The 15,311-nt window shown below is 60.7% G+C and carries 18 protein-coding genes; 14 read left to right on the top strand and 4 right to left on the bottom strand.

All coding sequences use genetic code 11. The features are described 5' to 3' along the window. Positions 1 to 46 precede the first annotated feature (46 nt). From motA to SALMUC_RS20470, 6 genes are all read left to right on the top strand, one after another. Positions 47 to 919, top strand: a complete 873-nt coding sequence (gene motA, locus SALMUC_RS20495) for a flagellar motor stator protein MotA (RefSeq protein ID WP_020040019.1) — start codon at positions 47 to 49, stop codon at positions 917 to 919. Positions 920 to 922: 3 nt separating this feature from the next. Continuing rightward, on the top strand, positions 923 to 1,855 hold the full coding sequence (locus SALMUC_RS20490) for a flagellar motor protein MotB (protein ID WP_020040020.1): 933 nt from the start codon (positions 923 to 925) through the stop codon (positions 1,853 to 1,855). A gap of 116 nt (positions 1,856 to 1,971) precedes the next feature. After that, positions 1,972 to 3,267: a flagellar hook protein FlgE gene (locus SALMUC_RS20485; protein WP_020040021.1), complete on the top strand. Its 1,296-nt coding sequence runs from the start codon at positions 1,972 to 1,974 to the stop codon at positions 3,265 to 3,267. Positions 3,268 to 3,320: 53 nt separating this feature from the next. Next, positions 3,321 to 4,745, top strand: a complete 1,425-nt coding sequence (gene flgK, locus SALMUC_RS20480) for a flagellar hook-associated protein FlgK (protein ID WP_021120735.1) — start codon at positions 3,321 to 3,323, stop codon at positions 4,743 to 4,745. A gap of 12 nt (positions 4,746 to 4,757) precedes the next feature. Beyond that, the gene (locus SALMUC_RS20475; RefSeq protein ID WP_020040023.1) at positions 4,758 to 5,843 is read left to right on the top strand and encodes a flagellin N-terminal helical domain-containing protein; all 1,086 of its coding nucleotides are present in this window, start codon (positions 4,758 to 4,760) and stop codon (positions 5,841 to 5,843) included. Between the two features lie 10 nt (positions 5,844 to 5,853). Next, entirely contained in the window at positions 5,854 to 6,249 is a 396-nt protein-coding gene (locus SALMUC_RS20470; RefSeq protein ID WP_425414320.1) for a YunG family protein, read from the top strand. Here the strand turns inward: SALMUC_RS20470 and SALMUC_RS20465 are convergent. Both SALMUC_RS20465 and SALMUC_RS20460 read right to left on the bottom strand, forming a co-directional pair. After that, positions 6,231 to 6,833 (bottom strand): AbrB/MazE/SpoVT family DNA-binding domain-containing protein, encoded by a 603-nt coding sequence (locus SALMUC_RS20465; RefSeq protein WP_020040025.1) that lies wholly within the window; start codon positions 6,831 to 6,833, stop codon positions 6,231 to 6,233. The genes SALMUC_RS20470 and SALMUC_RS20465 overlap by 19 nt on opposite strands. A gap of 100 nt (positions 6,834 to 6,933) precedes the next feature. Beyond that, complete coding sequence (locus SALMUC_RS20460) at positions 6,934 to 7,713, bottom strand: response regulator transcription factor (protein ID WP_020040026.1); 780 nt, start codon at positions 7,711 to 7,713, stop codon at positions 6,934 to 6,936. Between the two features lie 195 nt (positions 7,714 to 7,908). On the opposite strand from SALMUC_RS20460, the gene SALMUC_RS20455 reads away from it, so the two are divergent. From SALMUC_RS20455 to SALMUC_RS20420, 8 genes are all read left to right on the top strand, one after another. Then, positions 7,909 to 9,045 carry a flagellar basal body P-ring protein FlgI gene (locus SALMUC_RS20455; RefSeq protein ID WP_020040027.1) on the top strand — a complete coding sequence of 379 codons (1,137 nt, stop codon included), beginning with the start codon at positions 7,909 to 7,911 and terminating at the stop codon, positions 9,043 to 9,045. A gap of 31 nt (positions 9,046 to 9,076) precedes the next feature. Next, entirely contained in the window at positions 9,077 to 9,379 is a 303-nt protein-coding gene (locus tag SALMUC_RS20450) for a rod-binding protein (RefSeq protein WP_156883583.1), read from the top strand. Beyond that, positions 9,379 to 9,873, top strand: coding sequence for a hypothetical protein (locus SALMUC_RS20445; RefSeq protein ID WP_156883582.1), 495 nt, complete (start codon positions 9,379 to 9,381; stop codon positions 9,871 to 9,873). Before SALMUC_RS20450 ends, SALMUC_RS20445 begins: the two co-directional genes overlap by 1 nt. 178 nt (positions 9,874 to 10,051) lie before the next feature. Then, positions 10,052 to 10,876, top strand: coding sequence for a flagellin N-terminal helical domain-containing protein (locus SALMUC_RS20440; protein ID WP_020040030.1), 825 nt, complete (start codon positions 10,052 to 10,054; stop codon positions 10,874 to 10,876). 161 nt (positions 10,877 to 11,037) lie between these two features. Continuing rightward, the gene (gene flaF, locus SALMUC_RS20435) at positions 11,038 to 11,409 is read left to right on the top strand and encodes a flagellar biosynthesis regulator FlaF (protein ID WP_020040031.1); all 372 of its coding nucleotides are present in this window, start codon (positions 11,038 to 11,040) and stop codon (positions 11,407 to 11,409) included. A gap of 10 nt (positions 11,410 to 11,419) precedes the next feature. Beyond that, entirely contained in the window at positions 11,420 to 11,800 is a 381-nt protein-coding gene (locus tag SALMUC_RS20430) for a flagellar biosynthesis repressor FlbT (RefSeq protein WP_020040032.1), read from the top strand. Positions 11,801 to 11,802: 2 nt separating this feature from the next. Continuing rightward, positions 11,803 to 12,360, top strand: coding sequence for an NUDIX hydrolase (locus SALMUC_RS20425; protein WP_021120733.1), 558 nt, complete (start codon positions 11,803 to 11,805; stop codon positions 12,358 to 12,360). Between the two features lie 53 nt (positions 12,361 to 12,413). Continuing rightward, a complete protein-coding gene (locus tag SALMUC_RS20420; RefSeq protein ID WP_020040034.1) occupies positions 12,414 to 13,247 on the top strand; it encodes a DUF1217 domain-containing protein in 834 nt (277 codons plus the stop codon). A gap of 2 nt (positions 13,248 to 13,249) precedes the next feature. On the opposite strand, the gene SALMUC_RS20415 is transcribed toward SALMUC_RS20420, so the two are convergent. After that, positions 13,250 to 14,281 (bottom strand): hypothetical protein, encoded by a 1,032-nt coding sequence (locus SALMUC_RS20415; RefSeq protein WP_020040035.1) that lies wholly within the window; start codon positions 14,279 to 14,281, stop codon positions 13,250 to 13,252. Next, positions 14,278 to 15,306 (bottom strand): flagellar motor switch protein FliG, encoded by a 1,029-nt coding sequence (locus tag SALMUC_RS20410; RefSeq protein ID WP_021120731.1) that lies wholly within the window; start codon positions 15,304 to 15,306, stop codon positions 14,278 to 14,280. Before SALMUC_RS20410 ends, SALMUC_RS20415 begins: the two co-directional genes overlap by 4 nt. Between the last annotated feature and the right edge of the window lie 5 nt (positions 15,307 to 15,311).

The following is a 15,311-nucleotide window of genomic DNA, read 5'->3' as shown; positions in this document are numbered from 1 at the left end:
AATTGAACGAGAGCAGGTGCCTCCTTAGACAACGAGGCAACCTTCCATGTTCGCACTTCTGGGTTTCATTCTGGTTTTCGGCAGCGTCCTTGGCGGCTTCGCCGCCATGGGTGGCAATCTCTGGGTTCTCTGGCAGCCCTGGGAGCTTGTCATCATCATCGGCGCCGCGCTCGGTGCCTTCGTGATTGCCAACCCGAAGTCCGTCCTGAGGGATACCTTCAAGGCCTGCCGCAGTGTGCTGCGCGGCAAGCCGTACAACAAGGCCGAGTACCTCGAGATGTTCTCGCTGCTCTACATGCTGTTCAAGGTCAGCAAGGATGACCTCCGAAAAATCGAAAAGGACCTCGACAGCCCGAACAGGAGCTCGTTTTTCAAGAAGTTTCCTCTTGTCAGCCAGAACCCCAGGAACGTGCGCTTCATCGCCGACTACTTCCGCCTGTTCCTCCTGGGGTCCTCCAAGAGCCACGAAATGGAAGCTCTTCTGGACACGGAGCTCGATTCCATCGAACGGGAACTCAACCGTGTGCCGAATGCCCTGTATACGGTGGCCGACAGCCTGCCGGCGCTTGGTATCGTCGCCGCGGTCCTGGGCGTCATCAAGGCCATGGGATCGATCAATCAGCCACCCGAGGTTCTGGGCATGCTCATCGGGGGCGCGCTTGTGGGAACCTTCCTGGGCGTGCTCTTGAGCTACGGCGTGGTCGGCCCCCTGGCCAACGCCATTCGAGCCCGCGGGGAACAGGAACTGGCCTACTACATCGCGATCAAGACCTCGATCATCGCCTTCCTCAATGACTACCCGCCTCAGATCTGCGCGGAATACGGACGCAAGACTATCTCTGCCGATGTGCGCCCGGCGTTCGAGGAAGTGGAAAAAGCGACCTACGAGGCTGCCAAGAAGACCGGGATCAACGTCTGACCGATGGCACTGCGTGACCCCAAACAGCCGACCATCATTCGCAAGCCGCGGCGGCGTGGATCGCATGAGCGATCCCAGCATGGCAGCTGGAAGGTTGCCTACGCGGACTTCGTTACGGCCATGATGGCTTTCTTCCTGCTGATGTGGCTGGTCAACACCACGGAACAGGAAGATCGGAACCGGATCTCCGAATACTTCAACCCGTACCAGGACGAAGACGCTTCCCAGGCGGTCGAAGTCGACACCGGGATCATTTCCATTGCCGACGGCGGGAAGGCCGGCGGCGAAGATATCACGGCCCGCGAAGACGAGGAAAATCAGGATCCGCCGGTCGACGTGCCGGAAGACGACGACAGCTTTGCCCACTGGGACATGGTCGAGCTAACCAGGGAAGAATACGACGATCTCCTGGCCCGTGCCGAGCAATCCCAGGAGGCAGAGAACGTGACGGAGCAGGGCACCGCGGTCGACGCGGACTCTGATTTTCGCGCCCTCGCGGACCAGCTCGAGATCCTGAAAAACAACGCTCCGATTTTCAGGGAGTATGCCGAACAGATCATCGTGGACGAGGTGACCGAAGGGCTCAGGATCCAGTTCGTGGACCAGGAACAGTACTCCATGTTCCCACAGGGCTCGACCGATCTGACGCCCGAGGCGGTTTCGATGATCGATCTATTCGGTGACGTCGTGAAGAACATTCCCAATCGTATCGCCATCACCGGGCACACCGACAGCACCCGGTTCGGCGGAAACGACTACGGAAACTGGGAGCTCTCGGCGGATCGTGCCAACGCGGCCCGGCGTGCCCTCATCGAAGCAGGGCTGGAGCCAGATCAGATCGAAAGCGTCGAGGGGAAGGCCGCCACCGATTTGCTGCTTCCAGACCGTCCCGATGACGCCCGAAACCGTCGGATTACCTTCATTGTCACCCGATAGATTTGCAAGAACAGGTGCTCGCGACTACTTCGCAAAGCTCACGGCTTAACTAAAGAATAAATACCGTCATGTAGGTTTGACGGGAACACGTGAATTCGCAAGGAGTATGTGAGCACATGACAATCAACACGGCAATGCAGGTCGGTATCAGCGGCCTTTCGGCCAATGGCACGAAGGTCGGCGCCATTTCCAGCAACATCTCGAATGCCAACACGGTCGGCTACAAGCGCGGCTTCGCCGAGATGGTGACGACAACCGCTTCTGCAGGGGCACCGTCCGGCGTGCGCGCCGCCGAGGGCAACGACATCGCCTCGCAGGGCGGCTTCCGGTCGACCTCCAGCGGCACCGACCTGTACATCGCCGGCGAAGGCATGTTCGTCGTGGCGCCCAACCCGAACGAGACCAACGAAGCCAACTTCAAGCTGACCCGGGCCGGCTCCTTCACTCCCGACGAGAATGGCAACCTGGTGAACGCCGCCGGATACTATCTGCAAGGATACGAGTATGGCGACAACGGCGAGATCGGCCTTGTGGATCGGAATTCCTTCGCCGACATGGCACCGGTGAACGTCATGGACGTCGAAATGCAGGCCGCCGCGACCACGAGCGTGGAGATCTCCGGCAACATGCCGGCGCAAGCTACCGGCGTCGCATCCCCCGGATCACCGTTCCTGCACTCCACCGATATCTATTCGCCCCTCGGTGAAAAGGGGAAGATGACCTTCTCCTGGCAGCCGACGACCACCGACAACACCTGGACGCTCCAGATGGATGATGAAAACGGGAACCCGTACGGGTCTGTCGACGTCACCTTCGATGACAGCGGACCGAACTCAGGCGGCGTCGCGAGCTATTCCAACGTGACCGACATGTCGATGGCCTCGGAGACCTTCAACTTCGACACGACCACAGGCCAGGCATCGATCTCCATCAACAACGGTGCCACGAACTCGGTGGTGACCGTGGATGTCGGCGAGCCGGGAACGACCGACGGCATGACCCAGTTCGCGGGTGACTACACGCCGCCACAGACCACCGCTGACGGCTCGACCGCCGGCTCGCTCGTGCGGACCGAGATTTCCGAAGCCGGCCGAGTGACCGGGATCTTCGACAACGGGACCCGGAAGGACCTGTTCCAGATCCCACTGGCCGACGTGCCCAACGAGAACGGCCTGACGCCGGTGGATGGCAATGCCTTCGAGATCTCGCAGACCTCCGGGGACATGTCGCTGACGACGGCCAACTCCGGAACCTCGGGCTCCATCGTGTCGAATTCGCTCGAGCGGTCGAACGTGGACATCGCCGAGGAGCTGACTGACCTCATCCAGACGCAGCGCGCCTACTCGTCGAACGCCAAGATCATCACGACGGCCGACGAGATGCTGCAGGAAACCACCAACATCAAGCGGTAATGACCGCTCCCCGGAGGCGCTGAGGCGCCTCCGGCAACCGGGAGATTTCATAAATGAGCCTTACTGCAGCACTATTTTCAGGATCGAGCGGACTTCGTGCCAACCAGAAATGGTCGGAAACCACCGCCCGCAACATCTCGAATGCGAACACCGAAGGATACGTTCGGAAGGACATCCAGTTCTCGACGCGCTCCCCTTATGGCGGTGGCGTGCACGTCAGCGAGATCTCCCGCGAAGTGAACGAGTCCATCAACCGCATGTACCGTTTGGAATCCGCCAAGATGGAGCGGGAGAAGACAATCTACGAAGGGATCGACGAGTACACGGCCTTCCTCGGCCAGCCCAATGACGAGCAGAGCCCGGCGAGCCGGCTCGGCGATTTCGAGGAAGACCTGGTCACGCTGGCCAACAACCCCGGCGACACCAGCGTTCTCGGCGCGACCCTGAATTCGGCCAAGGACATGGCCTACAGCATCCGTTCGGCCTCCGAGACCCTGGGCCAGGTGCGCAACGGCATCGACCAGGAGATCAAGTACGAGGTCAGTGACCTCAACGAGACGCTGCACAAGATGACCGAGATGAACCAGCGGATCCTGCGCCAGGAGCCCGAGACGCTGGACTGGACCGAAACGCTGGACGAGATGGATCGCCTGATCGACAGCACCGCGGAGACGCTGGATATCCGAGCCCAGCGCGGGCCGGACGGGCGTGTCAGCATCTATACCGCAGGCGGCGCGCCCCTCGTCGAGAAGGACGAGGTCAGCCGGGTCACGTTCAACCAGGGCAACGGTGTGCTGATGGCCGGAAACCAGGAAATCACACCGGGTGCTCCGGGCATCCGCGGCTTCGAGAACGGTCGGCTTGGTGGCCTCATGACCCTGAAGCAGGACGTCATGCCGAAATTCCAGCGGCAGCTGGACGAGATGGCGGCCGGCATCATCCAGAGCTTCGAGGACAACGATCCCAGCCGAGCCGCCGGCGACGCGGGGCTGTTCACCGACGATGGATCCGCCGCGGCGTACAACTCCGCGAACATCGACGGCCTGGCGTCCCGCATCAGCGTGAATGCCGCCGTCGACCCAGACCAGGGCGGATCCCTCTACCGCCTGCGCGATGGCGTCGGGGCAACCTCTCCGGGGCCGTCCGGTGACTCCTCGACCATCGAAGGCTTCATCGATGGCCTGAACGATCCGCGCAGCTTCTCGTCCGCGACCGAGCTTCCGACGGACATCAGCATCAAGTCCTACGCGAACAATCTGGTTGCCGCGCAGCAGACCGAGCGGACCGGCGCGGAGAAGTCCTACTCGGTCGCGCGAACGGCGGCCGAGTCCATCGAGACATCGAGGCTGAGCAAGCAGGGCGTGAACGTCGATGACGAACTCCAGAAGCTCATCCTGATCGAGCAGAGCTATGCCGCGAACTCGAAAATCATGACGAGCGTGTCCGATATGATGGACAGGCTCATCAACATTGTCTGAAGGATAATCGCCATGACGAACATGATCCCAAACCTGTCCACGCTGCACTCAAACTTGACCGCCCGCCGTTTCGTCGAACGCAGCCGGGCCGAACTCGAGCAGGTCGGCCAGGAACTGTCCACCGGGTACAAGGCAGACATCGCCAAGGACCTTGGTATGCAGTCCTCGCAGGCCATCGCGTTCCGAAACGCGATGGACAAGACGGAAGGCTACATCACCGGCAACAAGGTTCTGGAGAGCAAGCTATCGCTGCTTTCCGGGACCATGGACAACTTCAGGAACGAGGCCCAGTCCATGATGGACCTGGCGGTGACCAACGCATCGAGCCCGGCGCCAACGGTGGACGCCCTGCAGGCTGAGGCGAAAGCCACGTTGGACGCCCTGACATCGCACCTGAACGTCAACTACAACGGCGAATATCTTTTCGCGGGGATCGATGCGAACAGCACGCCGGTGCAGTCCTACTCGGAAACCAACAACGAGACCGGCTACTCGCCGCAAGGGGTCGTCGAGGGGATCGTGGGGACCAACATTGCCTCCCCAGCAGATGCTGCGACCAAGATTGCCGAACTCGATGCGATCTTCGACAGCTCGAACACGGTGAACCCAGACCGCAACTTTGAGGGAACCTTCTTCAAGGGCATGCCCCTTGAGGATGCCGGCGGAAACCCGAACAAGCGCATCAATGCCATCGTCGCCGATGATCAGAAAATCGAATACGGAAAGCAGGCCAACGATCCGGCCTTCACCGAGATCCTGAAAGGGGTGTCGATGATCGCAGGGCTGGACCCGGCAGAGATCGACAATGCTGCCGGTTACGATGCCTGGATGAACGAGGCCATCAACTCGATGGCCAGCGGCATCAAGAAACTCGGCGTCGAGCAGGCCGATATCGGCAAGAAGCGGGAGTCCCTCGACGAGATCATCACCCAGCAAGAGGACAAGAAGGGGATCTACAACAACCGGATTGTCGCTCTCGAAGGTGTGGACCATTACGAGGCCGCTTCCCGCATGTCTGCGCTCGAGACCCAACTGGAGGCGACCTACAGCGTCACGGCGAAGATCTCCCAGCTCTCCTTCCTGAATTTCATGGGCTGAGGCTGACCGATTGACCGGGATCGAGAAACGCATCCGACGCTCCTGGAGCCGGGATACGGCTATGGACCCGGACACCTGGACTCCCGACATGCCGTGCACCGGACAATGTGCGGTCACGGCATGTCTTGTCCACGACGAGATCGGTCTCCCGATGGTCCGCGCCCTGGCCTTGCTCCCGGACGGGTCGGCCGCGAGTTACTATTTCAACGAGGGTCTCGATCTGTGCCTGGGTCAGTTTCCTGAAGGAACCGTGGTCGAACGTCGTCCGGGACCGCAAGGGGATGAGGCCTTTGCCTACGTCATGACAAATCCTGACGTGGTCGAAAGGCTTGCCATCCTGAGGAGCAACTTCGGGGCGACGGCCCCTGAAGCACCGGATCCGAGCCTCTATTCGTCTTCTGCCTGAAGCGGCTGCTCGAGATCGACCTCGACACCTTTCACCAGCTCTGCGGCCTTCCGGACAATCTCTCCGCCGAACGGCTTCGGTTCTGAAAGTCTGCGGGCCTTGTCTTCCAGAAGGTCTTCCGCGGCCGTCCTGGCATCTTCGAAAGACGCGCTGGGCAGGACCTCGAGCAGATCGTATGTCTCGGCGAACTCGATCCCCTGGATGCCGTAGATGTCGTTCTCACCGGCCATCACGAGAACGCCGCGCGCAATGCGCATCTCCTCACCCCAAGGCGCCTGAAACCGGACATGCTCATCGATCTTCAGGACCCGGACGGGAGATGCCCTGGGAGTGAAAACGCTCCCGCGTTGTTGGTAGCGTTTCGAGAAGGTCTCGGCATCGACGATGTACTCTTCGCCACGCGGGTTCGTGACGATCATCGCGCCATCGGGGGCAAGGCCCTGGGTCTCGATGTGCCCGTCCGTCATCCGCGTGATGACCGGCTCGCCTGCCTCTGCCGGTCTGGCGGTCACCATGGCGGTCTTCTGGGCCCAGACCGCCTTGTGCCAATCGTGATCCGCTGGATCGATACTCTTGAAGCCCACTTCTGATCCTTTCTGGAGGTCTACCATTCTGAAAAGAAAGGGCCCGCAGCGCAAGTCTGCGGGCCCTGATCGAGAGGAGGAGCGGCGCCCCTTTGGACGGTTACCGTCCGACGAAACTTGCGGCCTGCTGGCCCTGTTCGATGTTGGCGGCGACGTCGGAGACGCTGGGCGCTTCCTCGCCGGTATCGGGCGCCTGGAACATGTAGCCACGGCCGTAGACGGTCTCGATGTAGGTGTTCCCGGTCCGCTCGCGGATCTTCTTGCGCAGCTTGCAGATGTAGACGTCGATCACCTTGTCGTAGGGCGGGGTGTCTTTCATGCCGTAGACGGACTCGTAGAGCGCGTCCTTGGTGATCACGCGGCCGGCGTTCAGGGCCAGGTAGTTGAAGATCGAATGCTCCCGGCCGGTGAGTTCCATGCGTTCGCCATGCACCTCGGGGTCACGGCCGTCGAGGTAGGCGACGATGTCCCCCACGGTGACGCTGGGGCTGACGTGGCCATGCGTGCGACGGTTCACGCTGTTGATCCTGGCGGCGACCTCGACACCCTTGAACGGCCGGGAGAAGACGTCGTCTGCGCCGGCATTCAGGATATCCGCGGTGCTGTTCGAGGACTTGAAGTCGCGGACGATGAAGAGCGGGTTGGCGTTGCGCTTCTTGCCGGCACGGACCGACTTGATGAACCGGAATGTCCTCTCGCTGTTCTTGTCGTCGTGCGAAATCAGGACCGCCCTGGTTTCGTGACCGTCCTGGCCCAGCATGGCGAGGTCCATGTCGAAGAAGTCTTCCTCGACGCGAATGGCCTCGATGCCGACTTCCGCCATCTCGCGGCTGGTCGCAACATAGATGTCGTCATTGGGCTCGAAGTAGTAAACCTGCATGTGTTCTCCTGAAAAAGGTTATTTCAAAGCGTTATAAAAACGAGTGATGCCACATCTAAAAGAAAAGATAAGGTTAGTCAACGGGAAATATCCTTTAACTCCGAGCGAACAGCAAGAACAGACCCGATCCATCAACGTTCACGGAGGATTAATTAATCCTCTGTACGGTCACATGCAAGTACAGAAGAGGCATCCATGCACCTGCAAACTTTCTCCACGCCGGTGAGAACCGTGCTCGTCGCCCTTGTCGCGATGGCAGCACTTCTCATCACGACAATGTCAACCCAGGCAGAGGTCCGCATTAAGGATATCGCGTCGTTCGAGGGGGTTCGAGAGAACCAGCTCGTCGGCTACGGCCTCGTCGTGGGCCTCAACGGAACCGGTGACAGCGCCGGCAGCAGCCCGTTCACGCAACAGTCCGTCCAGGGCATGCTTCAGAAACTCGGCGCCGGAAACGTCTCCCAGGAAGACATCGAAACGGACAACGTCGCGGCCGTCATGGTGACCGCTTCCCTGCCGCCATTCGCGAGGCGAGGATCCACCATTGATACGGTCGTGTCCTCCCTGGGAGATGCCTCGTCGCTGCGAGGCGGGACCCTGATCGTCACCCCGCTGTCTGGTGCGGACGGGAACGTCTACGCCGTGGGGCAGGGGCCGGTCACTGTCGCCGGCTTCGCCGCACAGGGGGATGCGGCCAGCGTTGTAGAGGGGGTCCCCACCGTTGCCCGCATCGAGAACGGCGCAACGGTGGAACGGGAGATCGACTTCGACCTGAACTCCCTGAATGCCGTGCGCATTGCCCTGCAGAATCCTGATTTTACCACGGCCAGGCGAGTGGCCGACACGATTAATGCCCACATGGGCGACGACAAGGCCCGTATGCTGGATCCGACCACCGTGGAGGTGTCCCGGGCCGGCCGCGAAGACATCCCGCTGATGATTGCCGAGCTTGAGAACCTCCGGATTACGCCGGACTCCAAGGCGAAGGTGGTCATCGATGCAAAATCCGGGACCATCGTCATCGGTGCAGATGTGCGCATCGACAGGGTCGCCGTGAGCCAGGGTGGCCTGACCGTGACCATCGAGGAAACACCGCAGGTGGAACAGCCCGAACCGATCACAATCGGTGGCACCACGGTCGTGGTCCCCGAGACCAATATCGAGGTGGAAGAGACGGATGCTGATTTTGTCGTCCTGGAAGGCGGGGACGTCAGCCTGCAGGATCTCGTCGACGGCCTGAACGCCATCGGCGTCGGTGCGGAAGAGACCATTTCCATTCTCCAGGCCATCAAGGCCGCGGGCGCGCTGCACGCGGACCTGGAAATCATTTGAGCATACTCGAAACACACCGGAAGGACAGACGTTGACAGATTTCAGTATCAAACCCGCTGAAGTACCGCAGATCCCAATTCGCGGAACAGCCGGGGCAGGGAGCCCGGCCGAAAAGGCCCGGGAGTTCGAAGCCATGTTCCTCTCCCAGTCGTTCGATCAGATGTTCAAGACCGTGCAGTCCGGGCCCTTCGGCGGAGGACACGGCGAGAAGATGTGGCGCTCCGTGCTCAGCCAGGAATACGCGAAGGCCGTGGCAGAGTCCGGCGACACAGGGATCGCCCAGAGCATCTCGGGCATGATGCGCGCATACGACAACACTTCAGGGGCCGACTGATGGGAGCCAAGGAATCGCGCTTCAGGCAACGCCTGATGAAACAACTGCACCAGGAGAACAACATGGCAGCTGACCTAGACGAGCGGGACCAAAGTGCAATGACCAAGTTCGAGACCGCGGTCGACGAACTGACGGCGCTATTGGAAGAGGAAAACGCGGCCCTGGAGGCGGGCGAGATCGACAAGCTCGAACCTTTGTTCGACCGCAAGAGCGAAATATACAATCGTCTGGAGATTTATGAACCTGTCGTGGAACCGATCCTGGAAAGCCACATCGATGACTTCCCGCAGATGCGGACGAAACTCCCCGAGCTCAGGGAGCTGGTCGATGCCAACGGAATCCTGATCGAACGGATCACGGCAGCCACGTCGGCGGTTGCCCGTGAGGTAAAGCGCATTCGGAACCGGCATTCCCTGGACGGGATGTATGAGAAAACCGGGCGGAAGCTCGGGGATCCGACCTCCGGACGGCGGAGTTTCGACGAGAAGCTCTGAAAACACGTGTCGGCGGACCCGGGCTCCGCCGACACCCTGGTAGGCATCCCGACATTTCTTCCGGATCGACGGAATCCTTAAACCCCACGTTAACCGAGCTTCCAAATATGCAGCTCGTAGGCACAAGCCAAAGCGCCAGAACGGCGGCAGCCAAGAACGAAACGGAGAGAAAATCCCAATGGCATCACTTCTGACCAACACTTCCGCGATGAACGCCCTGTCGACCATGCGCGGCGTGAACAACTCCATGCAGGAGACCCAGGACCGCATCAGCACCGGCCTCAAGGTGCGTTCGGGCAAGGACAACGCAGCGTACTTCTCGATCTCGAAGACCATGGGCGGCGACAGCGGCATGTTCAAGTCCATCGACGAGGGCCTGACCCTGACCAAGAACTCGGTCGCCACCGCACGCGTCGGCGCCGAAAACGTCGAGGACCTGACGCGCCAGTTCTCCGAGCGCGTGGCCTTCGCCCAGTCCGACGCCGTCGACCGCGGTGAAGTCCAGAAGGAACTGGACGAGCTGTCCGCCCGTGTGCAGACGACCATCGACCAGTCGACCTTCAACGGCAACGACCTCGTGTCCGGCCCCGCCTCGACGCAGACCGTCGTGACCGGTGTCAGCCGCGCCGGCGGCTCCTTCGGCACCACGTCGATCACCTTCGACTCGGTGAACCTGTCGGCCATCCAGTCGACGCTGTCGAACATCAACGTGAACACCGCCGGTTCGCTCGATGCCGCTCTGACCAGCGCCGAGGGTGCCCTGGACAGCGCCATCGACGCGGCGACCTCGCTCGGCGTGGCCGAGAAGTCGGTCGACACCCAGAAGGACTTCCTGAAGTCCCTGACGGACACCCTCGACACCGGCATCGGCGCCATGGTCGACGCGGACATGGAAGAGGAAGCGGCCCGCTCGCAGTCCCTCCAGGTCCAGCAGCAGCTGGCAACCCAGTCGCTGTCCATGGCGAACCAGCAGCCGCAGTCGCTGATGAGCCTCTTCCGCTGATCCGATCAGCGGAACGCGACGAACTGGGCCCGCTTCGGCGGGCCTTTTTCTTTTCCGGACCGAAACTCAGGAACTTCGGAGCCTCCCTTCCGTCTGCATCCCATTTTAACCGGCCACCTGTATAGTTTTCAGGAACTTACTGAAGGGGCGAATGCCAAAAAATGAGTGTTTCTGCATACAAGAAGACCATCAAGAACACGGAGACACCGCGGGATATCGAGCGCAGGATCATCTCCCAGGTCACCACGAGACTGACGCAGGTCCAGGAAGACTTCGATGCTGCCGAGCAGCGCAGATTTGCGATCACGAACGAAATTCGGGAAGCCGTCTACGACAACCAGAGGCTATGGATCACGCTCAAGGCGGATCTCATGGCGGAGGAGAACAAACTGTCTCCGGAACTTCGTGCGGACCTGATCTCTCTCTCGATGTGGGTCGACAAGCAATGCACCTCGGTTCTCAACGGGGAGGGCACCATCGCGCCGCTCATCGAGGTCAACCAGAACATCATCAACGGACTCTCGGCAAAATAAGGATCGGTACATGCCCTTGAAGCTGACCCTGAACCAGGGAGAGCGCCTCGTCGTAAACGGGTGCGTGATGATGAACCACGGGAAACGGGCGTCCATCACCATCGAGAACCAGGCAGATGTTCTGCGTGGCAACGAGCTGATGGAGCCGGCCGATGCGACCACGCCCCTCCGGAAGATCTGCTACGACGTTCAGACCGCACTCATTGATGCCCGACAACGCGAAGCCCTCGTGCCCGACATCGTCAAACGCCTCGGGAAACAGGCGGCCATTCTCGGAGGATCTGCTCAAGCGGAGATTTTCGAGGCGGCCAACAACATCAGCATCGGAAACTTCTACCGAGCCCTGAAAGCCGTCGACAAGGCGCGCAGGATCGAAGAGGATCACCGCTGAACATGACCCTGTCGCCCACTCTTCACGTTCAGATTCCGCACGTCGGACCATATCGGGCCCAGCACAAACGCGATGCTTCGGCCGCGCTTCGAACGGCGCTCTTTCTGACGTCCGAGGGAGTGGGCGGCTTTTCCCGCACGATGCGGCGCGGCCATGTCACCGCATCCGGTTTCGTTGTCTCCCCGGATCGAAAACAGGTTCTCCTTCTGCATCACCGGAAACTCGGGCGCTGGCTGCAACCCGGCGGTCATTGCGACGGAAACACCGATGTCATCGCGGTCGCGCGCCGCGAAATCCGGGAAGAGACGGGGATGGGGGACATCAGGCTCGTTTCGAACAGCATCTTCGACATCGACGCACACGAGATCCCGGCCCGCCGGAACGAGCCCGCTCACATTCACTACGACATCCGCTTCCTGTTCGAAGCCATGCCTTCCGATGGTCTTGTCCGGAACAACGAGTCCACGGCCATTGAATGGGTCGAAACGAGCGAGATGGAACGGCTCACCGGGGATCCCGCCGTCCTGGTCGCGCGCCGCGCCCTTACCTGGGCGGATTGACAACGGGTCGGTCGCCGACAATCTATACTTCATTGAAGAAAGGAATATGAGCCATGATCAACATTGGCGGCCTGTCGACCCCGATGGCAATGAAAGTCATCGACGACACCAAGGACAAGCAGCTCGAGGGCATTCGCAACGAGGTCGTGCACAAGCGCGCCATCGAGGATTTCCGTAAAAACGCACCCGACATCGAGTCCATCGATGACTTCGTCGAGAACTACGAGACCTTCAGCTTCATGATGAAGGCCCACGGCCTGGAGGACAAGATCTACGCCAAGGGGATGATGAAGAAGATCTTCGAAAGTGACATCAACGACGAGAACTCCCTCGTTCGCAGGCTCAACGACCCGAAGATCACCGAGCTGTACAAGACGATGGACTTCCAGGCCGGCGGAGAAACAAACTACAACACCCTGTCCAGCCAGTGGCGCCAGGAACAGGTCGACAAGTATGTCGAGCGTGAATTCATCGATGACTCGGCGGATCAGAACTCGACGCTCGGCGTGGTGCTCGAGTTCGAAAAGAAGGCGCCCGAGATCGACAGCTGGTACAAGATCCTGGCCGACGAGGACTTTGGCGATTTCATGCGGACCGTCCTGAATATCCCCGACAACGTCGTCCGACTGGATGTCGACAAGCAGAAGGAGATGTTCGAGGACGCCTACGACATCGAGAAGCTTCAGGAGCCCGGGGAAATCGACCGCCTGACCGAGAAGTACGCGCTCATCAAGGACATCGAGAACCCGCCACAAAGCGCCGCGGGCAACAGCCCGATCCTGCAGCTCATGAACCCGAGTGTCGGCTTCGGCGGCGGCGGATTTACCGCGATGACCTACGACATCGGGGCGATTTCAGGATTTTCAGGAAGCAGCATCTATCGATGATCTCAGGGCGCAGGCGGCCGGACAAGGCCGTACGCGTCTTCTCCCCACCGGAACACCAGGGACATCCTGAAATCGAACGTCGCACCGAAGACGTTCACCATGCGCTCGAGGTCAGCCATAAGGGCATCGGACGCACGGTTCTCGGACGCGCATTCGACCGTGATCAGGTCCGCATCCATCAGGACATCCACGCAGACGTTCCCGAGCTGCTCGAACTGCCCCCGGAGAACGGTGCGGACCATCTCGTTGTCCGGCGCCTCGATTGATTTTTCGCGGCCCTGTGTCAACGCGATGTCCCGGGTCCCCCCTTCGTGGAAAAAGGGCATGTTCCAGCTCATGTAGCCGAAATCCTCATCCGGCGGCGTAACCGGCCGGGCCGAGATCTTTCGCGCGAGCGCCATCAGCCGCGTGTCCGCGTTGTAGGCACCGGTCCTGCGGTTCACGATGCCCGACAGGGTGCCACCGCGGACCACAATCGGGAACAAGGCTGCCGCGAGAGCAAAGGAATTCGCGTTGCTGTGGGGAAAGACCGCACTCAGCGTACGCATCGTGGCATCCGTGGACTGCGGCGCTCCGACAACCTTCTCCATCGTCCCGGTGGTCAGGAGGCTCTGGTTCAGGGACGTGGGCGTGAAGGAAGACAGAGCCGGCTTTGACGTCTGCTGGCCAGCCGCCTGTCCCTGCACTGTGCTCGCGGCCTGGGCGCCGGCCGCGGAAGCTGCAGGCATCGGTGTACGAAAATTCACGCGACCGGTCTCGGCATCATACGACAGCATGATGCGGGCCCCGACTTCGAGACCTAGGTTTCGCACCTGGAGGGCCATCATCCCCAGACGGGTCTGGACCTGGACCGTTCCCCTCTCCGAAAGGGCGCTCACGGTCCCCTCGGTCCAGCCCGCACGCGCGAGTGCACGAAGATCGGCCGGCGAGGTATTGGTGGCCGCCTCTCCGCTGACCGGCGGCTTGACCGCGATCTCGCCGCCGGCGGAGAAGGGCATCGACCCCGCAACATGCCTGATGCCGCCTGAACTCATTCGATGATCTCGTCCTCGTCGTCATTCATCGGGAGCTGGATGGCGCCGTCCTCGGCCAGTTCCTTGGCCACGTCGACCAGGGCCGCCTGGGCGGTTTGAACGTCTCGCATGCGAACCGGACCGAGGGAATCCATCTCTTCCTTGAGAAGGTTGCGCGACCGCTCCGGAAGGCACTGCAGGAAGTAATCCCGGACATCCGACTTCGCGCCTTTCAGCGCAGTCGGAACACGTGCACCATCGGTACCGGAGCGAATGACGCGACCCAGGTTCTGAGTGTCCATGCGAGCCAGGTCATCGAAGGTGAACATCTTCTGTTTGATGCGAGCCAGCTCATCGGGCATCGACCCGTCAAGCTTACCCGAGATCCCCTCGAAGGTTTCCGGGGGAAACTTGTTGAAGATGTTTGCCATGCGCTCGTGGGAGTCGACGCCGCTGACATTCGCGGCGGAATCCAGGAACTCGGTCTCCAGGGCCGTCTCGATGCCTTCCAGCATGTCCTGCGGAACGGCTTCCATCCGGATCATCCGTTCGATCACGTCCTGCATCATGTCTTCAGGCAGAAGCGGCAGAACCTTCGCGGAAATGTCTGCCTTCACCTGTGACAGGATCGCCGCAACGGTCTGGGGATTTTCCAGGCGGAGGTAGTTGGCGATCACGTTCTCGTTCAGCGAGCTGAAACGGGCCCACATGTTCTTGCCCTTCACAGGGCCACGGATTTCTCCCATCATCCGGTCCGCCTGATCTTCCGGCAAGAAGGACTTGAGCCATTCCTCGGCCTCGTTGAAGTTGCCATGGACGCCACCGCCGGCGGTCATGCCTTCGACGAATTCAGTGATCACGTCCTCGACGACATCAGTTGTGACCTGTCCGAGTCCAGCTATGGCCCGGCTGACCGGCATGACCTGGGTTTCACCGAGCTGCTTCATCAGTTCGGACCCCCTTTCCTGGCCAAGACACAGGAAGAGGATGGCGGCCTTCTCGGATCCTGAAATCTTCTTGATGTCGGTTCTGACTGTCGTGCTCATCTCGA

This window comes from Salipiger mucosus DSM 16094 (assembly GCF_000442255.1).
GTDB classification, from domain to species: domain Bacteria; phylum Pseudomonadota; class Alphaproteobacteria; order Rhodobacterales; family Rhodobacteraceae; genus Salipiger; species Salipiger mucosus.
This window is presented reverse-complemented; position numbering and strand designations above follow the sequence as displayed.